The organism is Streptomyces sp. NBC_01474 (assembly GCF_035918215.1).
GTDB lineage: Bacteria > Actinomycetota > Actinomycetes > Streptomycetales > Streptomycetaceae > Streptomyces > Streptomyces aureus.
This window is the reverse complement of record NZ_CP109449.1, coordinates 7,413,959-7,429,128: the sequence shown is the minus strand read 5'-3', so window position 1 is coordinate 7,429,128 and position 15,170 is coordinate 7,413,959. Positions and strand designations below refer to the sequence as shown.

The 15,170-nt window shown below is 71.5% G+C and carries 13 protein-coding genes and 1 riboswitch; of the genes, 4 read left to right on the top strand and 9 right to left on the bottom strand.

Annotated elements, in window-relative coordinates; genetic code table 11:
- Positions 1–20 precede the first annotated feature (20 nt).
- Entirely contained in the window at positions 21–782 is a 762-nt protein-coding gene (locus tag OG758_RS33815; RefSeq protein WP_227294271.1) for a metallophosphoesterase family protein, read from the bottom strand.
- A 309-nt stretch (positions 783–1,091) separates the two neighbouring features.
- Between OG758_RS33815 and OG758_RS33810 the strand changes: the two genes are divergently transcribed.
- Positions 1,092–2,888, top strand: a complete 1,797-nt coding sequence (locus OG758_RS33810) for an AMP-dependent synthetase/ligase (protein ID WP_326713390.1) — start codon at positions 1,092–1,094, stop codon at positions 2,886–2,888.
- An 88-nt stretch (positions 2,889–2,976) separates the two neighbouring features.
- Here OG758_RS33810 and OG758_RS33805 read toward each other — a convergent pair whose 3' ends face one another.
- Positions 2,977–4,119, bottom strand: coding sequence for a glycosyltransferase family 4 protein (locus OG758_RS33805; protein WP_326713389.1), 1,143 nt, complete (start codon positions 4,117–4,119; stop codon positions 2,977–2,979).
- Positions 4,120–4,197: 78 nt separating this feature from the next.
- Here OG758_RS33805 and OG758_RS33800 point away from each other — a divergent pair, with 78 nt between their 5' ends.
- On the top strand, positions 4,198–5,436 hold the full coding sequence (locus OG758_RS33800; RefSeq protein WP_326713388.1) for a glycosyltransferase 87 family protein: 1,239 nt from the start codon (positions 4,198–4,200) through the stop codon (positions 5,434–5,436).
- Positions 5,437–5,449: 13 nt separating this feature from the next.
- Here OG758_RS33800 and OG758_RS33795 read toward each other — a convergent pair whose 3' ends face one another.
- The 5 genes from OG758_RS33795 to OG758_RS33775 form a co-directional block, all read right to left on the bottom strand.
- Positions 5,450–6,658: a hypothetical protein gene (locus OG758_RS33795; protein ID WP_326713387.1), complete on the bottom strand. Its 1,209-nt coding sequence runs from the start codon at positions 6,656–6,658 to the stop codon at positions 5,450–5,452.
- Between the two features lie 51 nt (positions 6,659–6,709).
- Complete coding sequence (locus OG758_RS33790; protein ID WP_326713386.1) at positions 6,710–7,759, bottom strand: C40 family peptidase; 1,050 nt, start codon at positions 7,757–7,759, stop codon at positions 6,710–6,712.
- A 216-nt stretch (positions 7,760–7,975) separates the two neighbouring features.
- Positions 7,976–9,007 carry a C40 family peptidase gene (locus OG758_RS33785; protein ID WP_326713385.1) on the bottom strand — a complete coding sequence of 344 codons (1,032 nt, stop codon included), beginning with the start codon at positions 9,005–9,007 and terminating at the stop codon, positions 7,976–7,978.
- Between the two features lie 316 nt (positions 9,008–9,323).
- Positions 9,324–10,673 (bottom strand): NYN domain-containing protein, encoded by a 1,350-nt coding sequence (locus OG758_RS33780; RefSeq protein ID WP_326713384.1) that lies wholly within the window; start codon positions 10,671–10,673, stop codon positions 9,324–9,326.
- A gap of 43 nt (positions 10,674–10,716) precedes the next feature.
- Positions 10,717–10,956 carry a hypothetical protein gene (locus OG758_RS33775; protein WP_100592168.1) on the bottom strand — a complete coding sequence of 80 codons (240 nt, stop codon included), beginning with the start codon at positions 10,954–10,956 and terminating at the stop codon, positions 10,717–10,719.
- A 156-nt stretch (positions 10,957–11,112) separates the two neighbouring features.
- Between OG758_RS33775 and OG758_RS33770 the strand changes: the two genes are divergently transcribed.
- Both OG758_RS33770 and OG758_RS33765 read left to right on the top strand, forming a co-directional pair.
- Complete coding sequence (locus tag OG758_RS33770) at positions 11,113–11,862, top strand: rhomboid family intramembrane serine protease (RefSeq protein ID WP_326713383.1); 750 nt, start codon at positions 11,113–11,115, stop codon at positions 11,860–11,862.
- A gap of 45 nt (positions 11,863–11,907) precedes the next feature.
- Positions 11,908–12,189 carry an Lrp/AsnC family transcriptional regulator gene (locus OG758_RS33765; RefSeq protein ID WP_100592167.1) on the top strand — a complete coding sequence of 94 codons (282 nt, stop codon included), beginning with the start codon at positions 11,908–11,910 and terminating at the stop codon, positions 12,187–12,189.
- A gap of 69 nt (positions 12,190–12,258) precedes the next feature.
- Here the strand turns inward: OG758_RS33765 and OG758_RS33760 are convergent, their stop codons facing one another.
- Together OG758_RS33760 and trpD are read right to left on the bottom strand one after the other, a co-directional pair.
- Positions 12,259–13,620: an aminotransferase class V-fold PLP-dependent enzyme gene (locus OG758_RS33760; RefSeq protein WP_326713382.1), complete on the bottom strand. Its 1,362-nt coding sequence runs from the start codon at positions 13,618–13,620 to the stop codon at positions 12,259–12,261.
- Between the two features lie 165 nt (positions 13,621–13,785).
- Positions 13,786–13,902, bottom strand: a riboswitch (SAM riboswitch).
- A gap of 113 nt (positions 13,903–14,015) precedes the next feature.
- Complete coding sequence (trpD, locus tag OG758_RS33755; RefSeq protein WP_326713381.1) at positions 14,016–15,080, bottom strand: anthranilate phosphoribosyltransferase; 1,065 nt, start codon at positions 15,078–15,080, stop codon at positions 14,016–14,018.
- Positions 15,081–15,170: the final 90 nt, after the last annotated feature.

Sequence of the window (15,170 nt, the reverse complement as noted above, 5' to 3'; positions counted from 1 at the left end):
GCGCACCGGCGGCGGCGCTGTCACCACTCCAGGGCCCAGGGCCTGCCCGAACCCGCGAAGTGGCCGACATTGACGCACTCCGTCGCCCCGATCCGCATGCGCCGGGCGAGCGGCTGGTGGACGTGGCCGAACAGGGAGTACCGGGGACGGGTACGCCGGATCGCCTCCAGGAGGGCGCGGCTGCCGCGCTCGAAGCGGCGCGCGACGGTGTCGTAGACGAGTTCGGGGACGTCCGGCGGGATGTGGGTGCACAGCACGTCGACCTCCCCGACGGCCTCGATCTTGGCGGCGTACTCCTCGTCGCTGATCTCGTACGGGGTGCGCATGGCGCTGCGCAGTCCGCCGCCGACGAAGCCGAAGACGAGGCCGCCGATCTCGACGCGCTCGCCGTCGAGGACGGTGGTGCCGGGTCCGGCGTACTCGGACCACAGGTGCGGGATGTCGACGTTGCCGTAGGTGGCGTACGTCGGTGTGGGGAACGCCGCGAAGAGCTCGGCGTACTGCTTGCGCACCGCCGTCTCGATGGCCGTCCCGCGATCGATCCCGGCCCACAGCCCGGCGCCGAACGTACGTGCCTCCTCGAAGCGGCGGGCGGTACGCAGCTCGACGATGCGGTGCGCGTTCTCCACACCGAACAGGTCCGGGAAGATGCCACGCGAATGATCGGCGTAGTCGAGGAAGAGCACCAGGTCACCGAGGCAGACGAGGGCGTCCGCCCCGTCCCCCGCCCGGGCGAGGTCTGTGGAGTTTCCGTGCACATCGCTGACCACATGTACGCGCATGCGATCACCCTAGAACTGTGTGGGAATCGTGGGTAGAGGGGGCCGGACCTGCGGTTACTTCCTATTCGCCGATTCGGTGGACTAGGGTCGGCGGAGCAGTTACACGGCGTGTGACGCAGCGAACATCTGGCCTGGACCCCCTACCGGAACAGCAGTACCGGTGGGTAACGTCCGGGCAGTCCAGTAGTGCTCAGCATTTCAACCACTGGGGCTACCACTGCTTCAGCAGCTGAGCACCTGCCCGATCTTGGACCGCATCGTCGACTCACACAATGCCGTGGCGCCGGTGCCCTATGAGGAGCAGCAGTCTTGCGCGAGTTCAGCCTTCCGGCCCTGTACGAGGTCCCCGCGGACGGCAATCTGACCGACATCGTCCGCAGAAACGCCGCGCAGCACCCCGACGTCGCCGTCATCGCCCGCAAGGTGAACGGCACCTGGCAGGACGTCACGGCCACCACCTTCCTCGCGGAGGTGCGGTCCGCCGCCAAGGGCCTGATCGCCTCCGGCGTGCAGCCGGGCGACCGGGTCGGCCTGATGTCCCGTACCCGTTACGAGTGGACGCTCCTCGACTTCGCGATCTGGAGCGCCGGCGCGATCACCGTCCCCGTGTACGAGACCAGCTCCGCCGAGCAGATCCAGTGGATCCTCGGCGACTCCGGCGCCGTGGCCTGCGTGGTCGAGAGCGCCGCGCACGAGGCCACCGTCGAGTCCGTGCGCGACGGGCTCCCCGGCCTCACCCACGTCTGGCAGATCGACGCCGGCGGTGTCCAGGAGCTGGACCGTGCGGGTGCCGACGTCTCCGACGTGACCGTCGACGAGCGCAGCGCGGTCGCGAAGGCCGACGACCCGGCGACGATCGTCTACACCTCGGGCACCACGGGCCGCCCCAAGGGCTGTGTCCTCACGCACCGCAGCTTCTTCGCCGAGTGCGGGAACGTGGTCGAGCGCCTCAAGCCCCTCTTCCGTACGGGCGAGTGCTCGGTGCTGCTCTTCCTGCCCGTCGCGCACGTCTTCGGCCGCCTGGTCGAGGTCGCCTCGCTGATGGCCCCGATCAAGCTGGGCCACGCCCCCGACATCAAGCACCTCACCGATGAACTGGCCGCGTTCCGGCCGACGTTGATCCTGGGTGTGCCGCGCGTCTTCGAGAAGGTCTACAACTCGGCGCGCGCCAAGGCGCAGGCCGACGGCAAGGGCAAGATCTTCGACAAGGCGGCCGACACGGCCATCGAGTACAGCCGCGCCCTGGACACCCCCAAGGGCCCGTCCATCGGTCTGAAGCTGAAGTACAAGACGTTCGACAAGCTCGTCTACTCCAAGCTGCGCGCCGTCCTCGGCGGCCGCGGCGAGTACGCGATCTCCGGCGGCGCCCCGCTCGGCGAGCGCCTCGGCCACTTCTTCCGCGGCATCGGCTTCACGGTCCTCGAGGGCTACGGCCTGACCGAGTCCTGCGCCGCCACCGCCTTCAACCCGTGGGACCGGCAGAAGATCGGCACGGTCGGCCAGCCGCTGCCGGGTTCCGTCGTCCGGATCGCCGACGACGGCGAGGTCCTGCTGCACGGCGAGCACCTGTTCTCGGGCTACTGGAACAACGAGGCCGCGACCGGGGAGGCGCTGGCCGACGGCTGGTTCCACACCGGCGACATCGGCACGCTCGACGAGGACGGCTACCTCCGGATCACCGGCCGCAAGAAGGAGATCATCGTGACGGCGGGCGGCAAGAACGTCGCCCCGGCCGTCATCGAGGACCGCATCCGTGCGCACGCCCTGGTCGCCGAGTGCATGGTCGTCGGCGACGGGCGCCCCTTCGTCGGCGCACTCGTCACGGTCGACGACGAGTTCCTCGGCCGCTGGGCCGCCGAACACGGCAAGCCGGCCGGCTCGACCGCGGTGTCCCTCCGGGACGACGCGGATCTCCTCGCGGCGATCCAGACGGCCGTGGACGACGGCAACGCGGCGGTCTCCAAGGCGGAGTCGGTGCGCAAGTTCCGCATCCTGCCGACCCAGTTCACGGAGGAGTCGGGTCACCTGACGCCGTCCCTGAAGCTGAAGCGGAACGTGGTGGCGAAGGACTACGCCGACGAGATCGAAGCGATCTACCGGGGCTGAGGCCCCTGCGGGGGCTCCGCCTCCGCGTCCCTTGTCCTCGAACGCCGGACGGGCTGGATGGATCATCCAGCCCGTCCGGCGTTCGGCGTTACAACAGCCCACGCAGCCGCTCAGCCAGCAGATCCCACCGCCAGCGCTCCTCGACCCACTCGCGCCCCCGCTCCCCCATGCGACGCCGCAACTCCCCGTCGCCGAGGAGCGTGATGATGCGGTCCGCGGAGTCCTCCGCGTCGCCGCCCCTCACGACCCAGCCCGTCTCCCCGTCGAGCACCGCGTCCGGCGCGCCGCCGGAGTCGCCCGCGACGACCGGCAGGCCCGTCGCCGACGCCTCCAGGTAGACGATGCCGAGACCCTCGACGTCGAGGCCCCCGCGTCGGGTCCGGCACGGCATGGCGAACACGTCGCCCGCCCCGTAGTGCGCGGGCAGCTCCGACCACGGCACGGCCCCCGTGAAGCGCACCGAGTCGGTGACGCCCGTCTCCGCGGCGAGCCCTCGCAGCTCCTTCTCGTACGGACCGCCGCCCACGACGAGCAGCACCGCGTCGGGGACGGCCGCCAGGATCCGCGGCATCGCGAGGATCAGGGTGTCCTGACCCTTGCGCGGCACGAGCCGCGAGACGCACACGACGACGGGCCGGTCGGTCAGTCCGAGCCGCTCGCGCACCAGGTCGCCGCCGGAGCCGGGGTGGAACGTCTTCTCGTCCACACCCGGCGGCAGCTGCACCATCCGGCCCGCCGCGGCGGGCGTCAGCGCGGCGGCGATCCGCGACCGCGTGTACTCGCCGAGATACGTGATCGTGTCCGTCGACTCGCCGATGCGGCGCAGCAGTTGGCGCGACGCGGGCAGTTGCGCCCAGCCGGCCTCGTGCCCGTGCGTGGTGGCCACCAGGCGCCGGGCGCCGGCCTTGCGCAGCGCCGGAGCCATCAGGCCGAGCGGGGCGGCCGCGCCGAACCACACCGACGAACAGCCGTGCTCCTTGAGCAGGCCCACCGCGCGCCGGGTGACGCGGGGCGTCGGCAGCAGCATCGTCGTACGGTCGCGCACGACGGTGAAGGGCTGTTCGGCGTCGAAGGCGGCGGTCGCCTCGACGCCCTCCCGGGTGCGCTTCCAGGTGGAGGCGTAGACGACGACCTGCTCGGGGTCCAGGCGGAGCGCCATGTTGTGCAGGAATGCCTGGATGCCACCGGGCCGGGGCGGGAAGTCGTTGGTCACGATCAGGGTCTTGTGCATCGCCGCCGACAGTACCTAACGCACCGGTGGGCCGTGCTTCACGGCCCCTGCACAGTTCTGCCCGGCATCATGGCCCGAATGATGCCGAGAATCCCGGTCCCCGCGGTGCTGGTGTGGGCCGCGACCAGGGCGCTGCTCCTCCTGTGCGTCCTGAAGGTGATCACGGTCCCGGGTCCCGACGTGACGAGCGACGTCTCCGTCATCTACCGCAACTGGTACGGGGTCCTGCGCACGGGCACGTTCCCGCTGGACGACGTCACCTGGCAGTACCCGCCGGCCGCCGCGGGCGCGATCCTCTCCCCCACCCTCCTGCCCTTCCTGTCCTACGCCACCGCGTTCTTCGTGCTCGCCCTCCTCGCCGACGCGCTCACCTTCGGACTCCTCGTGTACGCGGGCGGGCGGCCCGGCAGGTCGTGGCGCGGGGCGTGGGTGTGGGTCGCGGGCGTGCCGCTGCTCGGTCCGACCGCGTACGCCCGTTACGACGTCATGGTCACGGCGGTCGCGGTGGCCGCGCTGCTGGCCGGGGCCCGGCATCCACGCGTCATGGGGGCGCTCACGGGGCTCGGCGCGCTGCTGAAGGTGTGGCCCCTGCTCCTGCTGCTCGGGACCCGCCGCGGCCGCGTCACGCGGGTTTCCTGGGGCAGCGCGGCCCTCACGTCCGGCGCCCTGGTCGTCGCCTTCGCGGCGGCGATGCCCGGCGCGCTCGATTTCCTCACCTCCCAGCGCGACCGCGGCACGGAGGTCGAGTCGCTCGGCGCGCTGGTGTTCCACGTGGCGCGGCAGTTCGGCTGGCCGGGCTCCGTCGGGCTGAACTACGGCTCGATGGAGTTCCTCGGCCCCTACGTGAACGTCGTGAGCGTGGTCGCGCAGGTGCTGACGATGCTCGCGTTCGCCTGGCTCCTGATGTGGCGGCTGAGGGCGCGGGCCTGGGCGCCGGGAACGCTCGCGGACGCGGCGTTCGTCGCGGTGCTGCTGTTCACGACGACGAGCCGGGTGATCAGCCCCCAGTACATGCTGTGGCTGACCGGTCTGGCCGCGGTGTCGACCATGTTCTCCGCGAGCCGGATGACCCCGCCGGCCTGCCTGGTCGTGGCGGCGTCCCTCGTGACGTTCCTGGAGTTCCCGCTCGGCTTCGGACACGTCGTGTACGGCGACGGACTCGGCCTCGCCCTGATCCTCGTACGCAACGGCCTGCTGGTCGCCGCCTCCCTCACCGCCGCCCGGCGCCTGTGGCGGCAGACGGTCACGGAGCCGCGGACGCGCGAACAGGCGCCGCCTCCCCGGGCGGCCCGCGACGAGACCCTGCTCACGTCATGACCCCGCCGGCCGGTCAGCCGAGCCGGGCCCGCAGATAATCCCGCCAGTCCGCCGTGAAGTTCTCCTCCGTCGTCCCGAGCACGCTCGTCATCGCCTCCTCGACCGCCCCGGTCCGCCGCTTGTGCTTCCCCACGGCGCGGTAGAAGTCGTTCAGCTTCGCCTCACCCCAGCGGTCTGCGATCATCCGGCAGGCCAGCCACCCGCCCTCGTACGCCTGCGCGAGCCGCCCAGCGTCGCCGGAGAACCCGAAGTCCGGGTCGGTGGGGAGCGCGGCCGGCAGCCGGCCGAGCCGCACCGCGCGCTCAAGCTCCGGCGCGGCCTGCCCCGCGGAGCGGCCGGTACCGCGGTAGCCGACCCAGTCCGCGTACCCCTCGGACAGCCACAGCGGAGTCGCGCCCGACGTCGCCGCGCGGGTGGCGACGTGGGTCGTCTCGTGCGTGAGGACGACCTGCTTGCCGAAGGAGCCGAGCACGCCGTACGCGTCCGGGTTCACGATGATGCGGTCGGCCGGCGTCCGCCCCGGCGCCCCAGCCTCGCCGGTCGTCACCGCGGCGATCCCCCGGTACCCGGCGGCGGGGGCCCCGAGCAGCGCCCCCATGCCGTCGAGGGACTTCGGGACGAGGACCACGACCCGCTGGGCCCAGCCGGTCCCCCAGGCGTCGCTCACGGCGGGCACGGCCTCGTCGGCGAGGTCCGCGTAGTCGCTCAGCGCGCCGTGGGACCTGCCGACGCCGAGAACGAGACTGTGCGCGCCCCGCTCGACGACGACCCTGCCCTGTTCCCAGAGCTGCTCGCCGGTGTTCGGGGCGGGCCGGTCGGAGGTCACGTACCAGCGGCCCTCGCGCAGTTCGAGCCCGAGGGAGCGCCCGGAGACGACGGGGGCGCTGTCGTAGCCCTTGATCCGGTAGCGCAGTTCCGCGCCGGCCGTGGCGTGGCTGCCGGAGCGCTCCAGGCGCGTGAGCCGGTACGTCCAGGAGGTCAGCGGGACGTCGGTGAGGTTCGTCGGGAGCGCGGCGTCCGCGCTCCCGGTGGCCCGGTACGCGGCCGGATCCCGGGCGAGGACGGCGTCGGCCCTGCGGTCGAGCGTGTGCTGCACATCGCCCCGCGCGGTGTCCTGCGGCGCTCCTCCGCCGCAGCCGACGAGCCCGGCGAGCAGGGCGGCCACGGACAGCACGGCGACGCACGCCCCCGCTCCACCCGCACCACGCCCACGACCAGCCATCCTCCCGATCGTACGGCGCCTGCCGCGCCGGGCCCCGCCTGCGTCGACCGCTCAGACCCGTGTCACGGACGACACGGGCATCATGCCCACCGGGTCGTAGCGCACGGGCGCGCCGGGATAGGGGGCGTGGATGACCTGGCCGTTGCCCACGTACATCCCGATGTGGCTGGCGTCCGAGCGGTAGGCGACGAGATCGCCGGGCCGCGCCTCGGACAGCGGCACCTGTCGCCCCGCGTACCGCTGGGCCTGAGAGGTGCGCGGCAGACCCACGCCCGCCTGCGCGTACGACCACTGCATGAGGCCCGAACAGTCGAATCCGGAGGGCCCGTTGGCACCCCACACGTACGGCTTGCCGACCGCGGACATGGCGGCGGCGACCGCCGCGGCGGCCCGGCCGGACGACGGCACGCCCGCGCCCGACAGGTCGGGAATTCCGTCGCGCAGGCCACCGCGCGAGGCGCGCTCGTAGGCCTCACGCTGCGAGGCGGGCAGGGAGTTGAGCAGAAGGCGGGCCTTCGCGAGCTTGTCCTCGACGGTCCGCTTGTGCCGGGCGACGGCCTTGCGGGAGCGCTCCAGGTCGACGAGTTTGAGGGTGGCCTCGGCGCGTTGCTGGGACAGATCGCGCTGCGCCCGCTGCAGTTCGGTGAGTTCGCCGGCCTGGCGGGCGGTGATGCGGTTGAGGACGGACGCCTTGTCGAGATAGCCGTCGGGGTCCGACGACAGGAGCAGGGCGAGAGCGGGGTCGATGCCGCCCGAGCGGTACTGGGCGCCGGCGAGCGAACCGAGTGCGCCGCGCATGGTGTTGATGCGCTCCTGCCCGCGGGCGACGCTGCCTTGAAGGTCCGCCAGTTCGTCGCGGAGCTTGTGGGCGCGCTCGTCGGCCTTGTTGAACGCCTCGGTGGCCTGCTCGGCCTGCTCGAAGAGGCGGTCGACCTCGGCCCGGGTGCCGGACGGGCGGTCCTGTGGCGCGGCGCCCGCGGGGGCGGCGGTGAGCCCGGCGGCGGTGGCCGCCACGGCGGACACGGCCGACAGGAGGCTGACAGTGGAGCCGCGCGCACTCCGGTCGAGGCCGGACTGTGCGGGACGGCGATGGGACCCCACGAGTAGCCGCTCCCCTTCCGCTGACGAACGACCCCCGGCCGGAGAACCCGGTCGGGGGAATGCGGGGCGACAGTAGCCGCGAGGGGCGGACGCGGCCAACGACCGCTGGGGGCGGAAAACGCGACGCCCCGCCTATGACGCAGGTCATGGGCGGGGCGTGGGGTCAGCGGGTGATGCCGGAATTCGCCCGAACGGGCGCGTTATCGGGCGCCGCTGTCAGCCTCCGATACGGACGCCGAACATGAAGGAACCGACGGTGCTCATCGACTCGTAGCGGACGACGGCGCCGGGGTGCGGGGCGTGCAGCACCTGGCCGTTGCCGGCGTACAGGCCCACGTGCGCGAGGTTGTTGAAGAAGACCAGGTCGCCGGGCTTGAGCTGGCTCATGCCGATCTTCGTGCCGTCGTTCTGCTGCGTGTACGTGGTCCGGGTTATGCCCACACCGGCCTGTCCGTAGGCAAACTGGGTGAGCCCTGAGCAGTCGTAGGAGTTGGGGCCGGTGCCGCCGGAGACGTACGGCTTGCCGATCTGGGTGGCGGCGGCGTTCAGGGCGGCGGCGCCCCACTGGGAGGCCGGGACCTCGTTGCCCAGGTCGACGCGGGCGCTGGCCGAGCGACTCGCGCGGGCGTCGTCCTCGGCCATCTTCCGCCGCTCGGCGGCGGTGAGGGTGTTGAGGAGCTTCTGCGCGGCGCTGAGCTTGCTCTGGACCTGCCGCTTCTTCTTGCCGAGTTCCGTGCGGGTGTCGGCGAGGTCCTTGAGCTTGTCGGCGGCCTCCTGGCGCTCCTGCGCCAGCGAACGCTGCTTCTCCTGGATCTTCTTCAGGGCCTCGACCTGCTGACCGCTGAGCTGGTCGAGCGTGGAGGCCTTGTCCAGGAAGTCGTCCGGGTCGGCGGAGAGGAAGAGCTGGACGGAGGGGTCGATGCCGCCGGAGCGGTACTGGGCGCTGGCCATCGAACCGAGGCCGGAACGCAGCGTGTTGAGGTCCTCCTGGCCGCGGGCGACCTTGTCCTGGAGGTCGCCGATCTCCTTCTCGAGCTTCTTCTGCTTCTCCTTGGCCCCGTTGTACTTGTCGGTGGCCAGGCCCGCGTCTTCGTAGAGCTTGTCGACCTTGGCCTTGACCTCGCTCTTGGTCGGCTTCGGCGCGGCCTGCGCGCCCTGCGACGTGAGGGCCACGGCTGCGGCGGCGGTTGCGGTGAGCACGGTCACACGGGTGCGGCTCGGCTGCTTGGGTCGACGGTGGGACGCCACGAAGGCGAGCTCCTTCTTCCTCCAGCCGCCTACCGACACGCCGGTGGGCGGTGACCCTCTGCCGTCACTCCCGATGAGCGATCACCCGAGCGGAGGTTCGAGGCCAGACCTTAGTGACCTTCCTGTGATCAGTTCAAATCCTGACGGGAAAAAAGTCGGTCACCGAGCGCATTCTTTGCACGCAACTCACGTGCGGTAATGCTCGTTTGACACTACGTTGCGTAAACGATCCGCCAATTCGGGCATCAGGCCCAGAGGTTACGTATGAGACCTACGTTGCCTATGCGGCGAAGGGCCGGAACCTGCGCGGCGGTCGTCAGGCGTGCGAGAGACGCTTCAGAAGCATCACGGAGGCGACGGGGCGGGCGCCCGACTTGGCCACCCCGTCGGCCACCTCGCGGTCCGTGGAGACGACCACCACGGGCCGCCCGGAGGGCTCGGCGCGCACCAGCTGGCGGATCAGTTCGTCAGCGGTCACACCCGCCTTCGAGAAGAGCACACGCACCCCGCGCGGCGGCGCGAGCAGTACGGGCGCGGCGAGTTCGGCCCCGTCGAAGACACAGGTGACCTCGGCGCCGGTCTGCGCGGCGAGCTGGGAGAGCGAGCCGAGCAGCCTCAGCCGCTGCTTCTCCAGCGGCATCGTCGGATAGCCGGTCTTGGTGACGTTGTAGCCGTCGACCACGAGATGGGCCTGCGGCAGGGCGAGCAGCTGGTCCAGGATGGCGGGGTCGTGCTCGGACAGGGCGCGGGCCGCGATGTCCTTGGGCGACATCCGCCCGGGTTCGACGGCGTCCACGGTCTCGGCGGGGCGCACTGACACCGGCGGCAGCGCCAGCTCGCGGCGCAGCCCCTGGGCGGACTCCAGGACGGTGTCGAGCAGCAGCCGTACGCGCATGTCCTCGACGCTGCGGCCCTCGCGCGCCGCCTTGCGGGAGGCCTCGAGCGCCGCCTCCGTCTCACCCAGCCGGGCCTTGAGCCGCCGCGTCTCGCTGTCGGCGGCGGACAGCTGCGCATGCGTCTCCGCCCGTACGGCCTCGGTCTCGCCGTGGACCTTGCGCAGGGCCGCCTCGCCACGCTTGACGTCACTGAGCGCGCTGCGCAGCTTGCGGTGGAGGGACTCGGCCTCCTTCTTCGCCGACTCCAGCTCCGTGCGCAGCCGTTCGGTCTCGGACCTGGTCTGCTCACGGGCGGCCTCGACCTCCGCGCGCAGCCGCTCCAGCTCGGCCTTCGTCTCCTCGTCGGCGCGTTCGGCGTCGGCTCGCACGGCCTCCTCGCCGGCGGCCGCGACGAGCTTCACCCAGCCCGTGGGCCGCAGCACATAGGCCGCGGCGGCCACGTCGAAGGGGTCGGCGGCGGGCAGCGGCGCCCCGGAGTCCAGGGCAGCGGCGAGCTCCGGCTGGGCCTCTCTGAGACGTTCGCCGATGCGCTGGCGGAAGAGCGTGTCGCCCTCCACGGCGGCGGCCATCGCATTGCCGGCGAACTTGGCGCGCCGGGTCGGGGTGAAGCGCGCATACTGCCGCAACTGGGGCGGCAGTTCGGCGACCGTCAGCCCGCCGAAGCCGTCCGAGACGATCTGCACGACCCGGCGCCGCACACCCTCGGGCAACGGCCGGTCGAGCACCTCAGCGGTGCCGTCCCCGGCCTCCCCGCCTTCGCTCTCCACCATCCGTCACCCCAATGTCCGTAATTTCTGGGGGTTCCGCTCCCTCTCAGGAGCCGGCACCCGGCCTGTCCACGAGTTCGACCTGATCCACCGCGTTGCACCAGCGGCAGCGGACCGACTCGATGGTCTCACTGACCACCTCGCGCTCCTCCACCTTCGGGTCACCGGCGAGGTCGAGGTGCACGTATTCGACGACCTTCGACGAGCGGGTCACGTCGAAGCGCGTGAGGTTGCCGCAGAGAGTGCAGCGCCAACGGGTCTCGGCGGTCGGCAGGGGAACCGTCATCGGGGCTGTCGCCTTCTTTCGGGGTCGTACGTTTTCCGTGGTGCGTGGTGCCCGTAACCCTACGGCCTGACGGGGACCCCCCGCGCGGGCGTCCACAGTGGGGAATCCCGGCAGGCCGTCTGGGCAGGTGTGCACCGTTACGTCATGATCTGGCACATGATCGACAATTGGGGTACGGCGGCGGGCAGGACGGTCAGGTCGGCTGTCAGGAACCAGCCGGCGCCGGTGACGTACGGGCTGATCGTGCTGTGCTGCGTGGCCTTCCTGCTGTCCCCGGCGTCCGGGTTCAACCCCGTCTACGGCACCGGCGACCGGCTGCTCGCCGCGCAGAGCGACTACTTCGCCCGCTGGGGCGTGATCCCCTCCCAGCTGCTCACCGGCTCCCCACGCGCCGCGCTCACCACCGTCACGGCCCTCTTCGTCCACGGCAGCTGGCTGCACCTGCTCGGCAACATGCTCTTCCTGTACGTCTTCGGCGCGATGGTCGAAGAACGTATGGGCCACCTCCAGTTCGCGCTCTTCTACCTGCTCTCCGGCTGCGTGGCGCTGCTCGGCTACGCGATCGCGCACGCGGGCTCCGAGCAGACCCTGGTGGGCGCCTCAGGGGCGATCTCCGCGGTGCTCGGGGCGTTCCTGTACCTCTTCCCCGGGGCGCGCGTGACGAGCCTGTTCCCGTTCCTGTTCTTCCTGCCGCTGCGGTTTCCCGCGTGGGTGGTGCTGCCGTTCTGGGTGGCGCTCCAGTGGGCCGCGGCGGGGCAGGGCAGCCAGGGGCCCGGGGTCGCGTACCTGGCACACCTGGTCGGGTTCTCCGTCGGATTCCTCTACGCATGGGTGCGCTACCGGGGGAAAGGAGGGGTGCGCGCAGCGCTTCTGCGCAGGGACGGGGGCGGGAGACGGGAGGGCTAGAGTGAAAGCAGCCCCAGCCACGGCCACCGAGGGAGACAGCCAGCCGTGATCACCGCGATCGTGCTCATCAAGACCAGCGTGGACCGGATCCCCGAGATCGCCGAGTCGATCGCCGCCCTCGACAGCGTCAGCGAGGTCTTCTCCGTGACCGGTACGTACGACCTGATCGCCATGGTGCGCGTCGCGCGCCACGACGACCTGGCGGACGTCATCCCCGGGAAGATCAGCAAGATCCCGGGCGTGGAGGCGACGGACACGCACGTCGCGTTCCGCACGTACTCGCAGCACGACCTGGAGGCGGCGTTCGCGATCGGGCTCGACTCCTGATCCCGTCCGTCTGACGACCGAAGGCCGCCCCGAGGGGCGGCCTTCGTCATGTCCGGTGCGGTACGCGGATCACACCGCGGGGACGCAACGCCCGTCCTCCGTGCGGTAGTTCCAGCGCGCACCGTCGCGGACCAGCTCGGTGACGGCGCGGACGAAGCGCTCGACGTGCTCGTCCGGGGTGCCGGCGCCGAAGCTGACGCGGATCGCGTTGAGGGACTTCTCGCCGGGCGCGGCCTCGGGCGCCCCGCACTCCCCCTGCGACTGCGGGTCGCTGCCCAGCAGGGTGCGCACGAGCGGGTGGGCACAGAAGAGGCCGTCGCGCACCCCGATGCCGTACTCGGCGGAGAGCGCGGCCGCGAAGTGCGAGCTGTTCCAGCCGTCGACGACGAAGGAGATGACGCCGACGCGCGGGGCGTCGTCGCCGAACAGCGAGAGCACCTTCACCTCGGGCACGGCGGCGAGCCCGTCACGGACCCTGCCGATCAGGTACTGCTCACGGGCGACGAGCGAGTCGAAGCCCGCCTCGGTGAGGGCCTTGCAGGCGGAGGCGATGGAGTAGACGCCGATGACGTTCGGCGAACCGGCCTCGTGGCGGGCCGCGCTGTCGTGCCACTCGACGTCCACACCGCCGTCGGCGCGCCGCGCGACCTTGCGGGAGGCGCCGCCGCCGGCGAGGTACGGCTCGGAGGCCTGGAGCCAGTCGGCCCGGCCGGCGAGGACGCCGGAGCCGAAGGGCGCGTACAGCTTGTGCCCGGAGAAGGCGACCCAGTCGACGTCGAGGTCCTGGATGTCGACGGGGTGGTGCGGGGCGAGCTGCGCGGCGTCGAGGACGATACGGGCGCCGTGGGCGTGGGCCGCGGCGGCGAGCTCACGGACGGGCCACAGTTCGCCGGTGACGTTCGAGGCGCCCGTGACGCACACCAGGGCGGGCCCGTACGGGTCGCGGCCGGCGAGGGCGCTCTCCAGGGTCTGGACGGCCTCGCCGGGCGTGCGCGGCGCGTTCAGGTACGTCACGCGGGCGTCGCGCCACGGCAGGAGCGAGGCGTGGTGCTCGGTCTCGAAGACGAAGACCTCGCAGTCGGCGGGGAGCACGGCGGCGAGCAGGTTGAGCGAGTCGGTGGTCGAGCGGGTGAAGATCACCTGGTCGTCCGCGCGGCAGCCGAGGAACTCGGCGACGGTCACGCGGGAGTTCTCGAAGAGGTCGGTCGACAGCTGCGACAGGTACCCGGCGCCGCGGTGCACGCTGCCGTAGTACGGCGCGTAGGCCGCCACGTCGTCCCAGACCCGCTGGAGCGCCGGGGCGCTGGCCGCGTAGTCGAGGGCCGCGTAGGTGACCTCGCCCCCGGTGACGAGCGGAACGGTGACATCCCGTCCGAGAACCGGCAGAGGGGTACAAAGCGACTGGTCGGCGGCAGCGGTGGAGACAGACATGGCGAACTCCCGTGAGAGACAAGCGAATTGACCACGCCGGAGCCGATGGCTCGACGGCGCAGCCGAAAAGGAAAAGGGTGTGCGGAGGTGGGGCGGAGATGCCCTATCGCATTCGCTTGCTCACGAGACTGCTCCCTTGAGGACCAGGACCCCAGGGTGTGCAGGGGTCCGCGCTTGCAGAGCACCTTGCTGTGCACTGCCTGGTCTTCACCCGGGGCACCCCGCCACGGACGGAGGGTTGCCGGACAGCGAGCCGGGGCCTAATCGCTGTCACTCATGACCTGCCGAGAAGTATGCCAGCTGATCGCTTCATCGCAACAGAGTGTCCGCATCCCGGACGGAGCGTGGTGGGGAGGCACCGGCCCGCACCTCCCCACCATCCATGCCCTACGCGCTCACGCGTTGCTGGCCGCCACCCAGCGCTCCAGCGTCCGCTTCGCCGAGCCCGAGTCGATCGACTCGGCGGCGCGGACCATGCCGGCCCGGATCTGGTCGGTCAGAGGGCCGTCACCGGGCGTGAGAGCGACGAGCGCCGCCGCCGAGTTGAGGAGGACCGCGTCCCGTACCGGGCCCCTCTCGCCGTCCAGGAGGCGGCGGGCGACCTCCGCGTTGTACGACGCGTCGGCGCCGCGCAGCGCGGACACCGGCACCAGCTCGAGGCCGACGTCCCTCGGGTCGAAGGCCTCCTCGCGCACGGCGCCGTCCCGGACCACCCAGATCCGCGACGTCGCCGCCGTCGTCAGCTCGTCCAGACCGTCGTCGCCGCGGAAGACGAGCGACGAGTGACCGCGCTCGGCGAAGACACCGGCCACGATGGGCGCCATCCGCGCGTCGGCGACCCCGACGGCCTGCGCCCGCACCTTGGCCGGGTTGGTCAGCGGACCGAGGAAGTTGAACGTCGTGCGGATGCCCAGCTGGCCGCGCGCCGCCGCCACGTGCCGCAGTGCCGGGTGGAACTTCACGGCGAAGCAGAACGTGATCCCCGCCTCCTCCGCGACCTCGACCACCCTCTTCGGGGTCAGCTCCAGGTTCACGCCGAGCTTCTCCAGGACGTCCGAGGCGCCGGACGCCGACGAGGCGGCGCGGTTGCCGTGCTTGACGACCTTGGCGCCCGCGCCCGCGATGACGATGGCCGACATCGTGGAGATGTTCACCGTCTTGGCGCCGTCGCCGCCCGTGCCGACGATGTCGACCGTGTCGCCCGGGACCTCGATCACGTTCGCGTGCTCGTACATGGCCCGTACGAGGCCGGAGATCTCCTCGACGGTCTCACCCTTGGCGCGCATGGCCACCGCGAAGCCTGCGATCTGCGCGTCCGTGGCCTCGCCCCGCATGATGCGGTCCATGGCCCAGGCGGTGTCGTCGGCGCTCTGGTCGCGCCCTTCGAGGAGGCCGTTCAGGATCTGGGGCCAGGAACGGCCCGCCGCGGTATTGCCTCCTGCGGGGGTCACAGCATTCATCTGCCGCTCCTGGTTTTTCGTGTGTATGGGAACAAGGCCACCCTATCCAGCCCGGAGAGCGGCAAAGAGCCCCGTCCAGTGCCTGGACGG

Bases quoted from the DNA above. Each gene is read 5' to 3' on its own strand.
- OG758_RS33815 (WP_227294271.1), bottom strand. From the start codon at position 782: ATGCGCGTACATGTGGTCAGCGATGTGCACGGAAACTCCACAGACCTC.
- OG758_RS33805 (WP_326713389.1), bottom strand. From the start codon at position 4,119: ATGCACAAGACCCTGATCGTGACCAACGACTTCCCGCCCCGGCCCGGT.
- OG758_RS33800 (WP_326713388.1), top strand. From the start codon at position 4,198: ATGATGCCGAGAATCCCGGTCCCCGCGGTGCTGGTGTGGGCCGCGACC.
- OG758_RS33795 (WP_326713387.1), bottom strand. From the start codon at position 6,658: ATGGCTGGTCGTGGGCGTGGTGCGGGTGGAGCGGGGGCGTGCGTCGCC.
- OG758_RS33780 (WP_326713384.1), bottom strand. From the start codon at position 10,673: ATGGTGGAGAGCGAAGGCGGGGAGGCCGGGGACGGCACCGCTGAGGTG.
- OG758_RS33775 (WP_100592168.1), bottom strand. From the start codon at position 10,956: ATGACGGTTCCCCTGCCGACCGCCGAGACCCGTTGGCGCTGCACTCTC.
- OG758_RS33770 (WP_326713383.1), top strand. From the start codon at position 11,113: ATGATCGACAATTGGGGTACGGCGGCGGGCAGGACGGTCAGGTCGGCT.
- OG758_RS33760 (WP_326713382.1), bottom strand. From the start codon at position 13,620: ATGTCTGTCTCCACCGCTGCCGCCGACCAGTCGCTTTGTACCCCTCTG.
- trpD (WP_326713381.1), bottom strand. From the start codon at position 15,080: ATGAATGCTGTGACCCCCGCAGGAGGCAATACCGCGGCGGGCCGTTCC.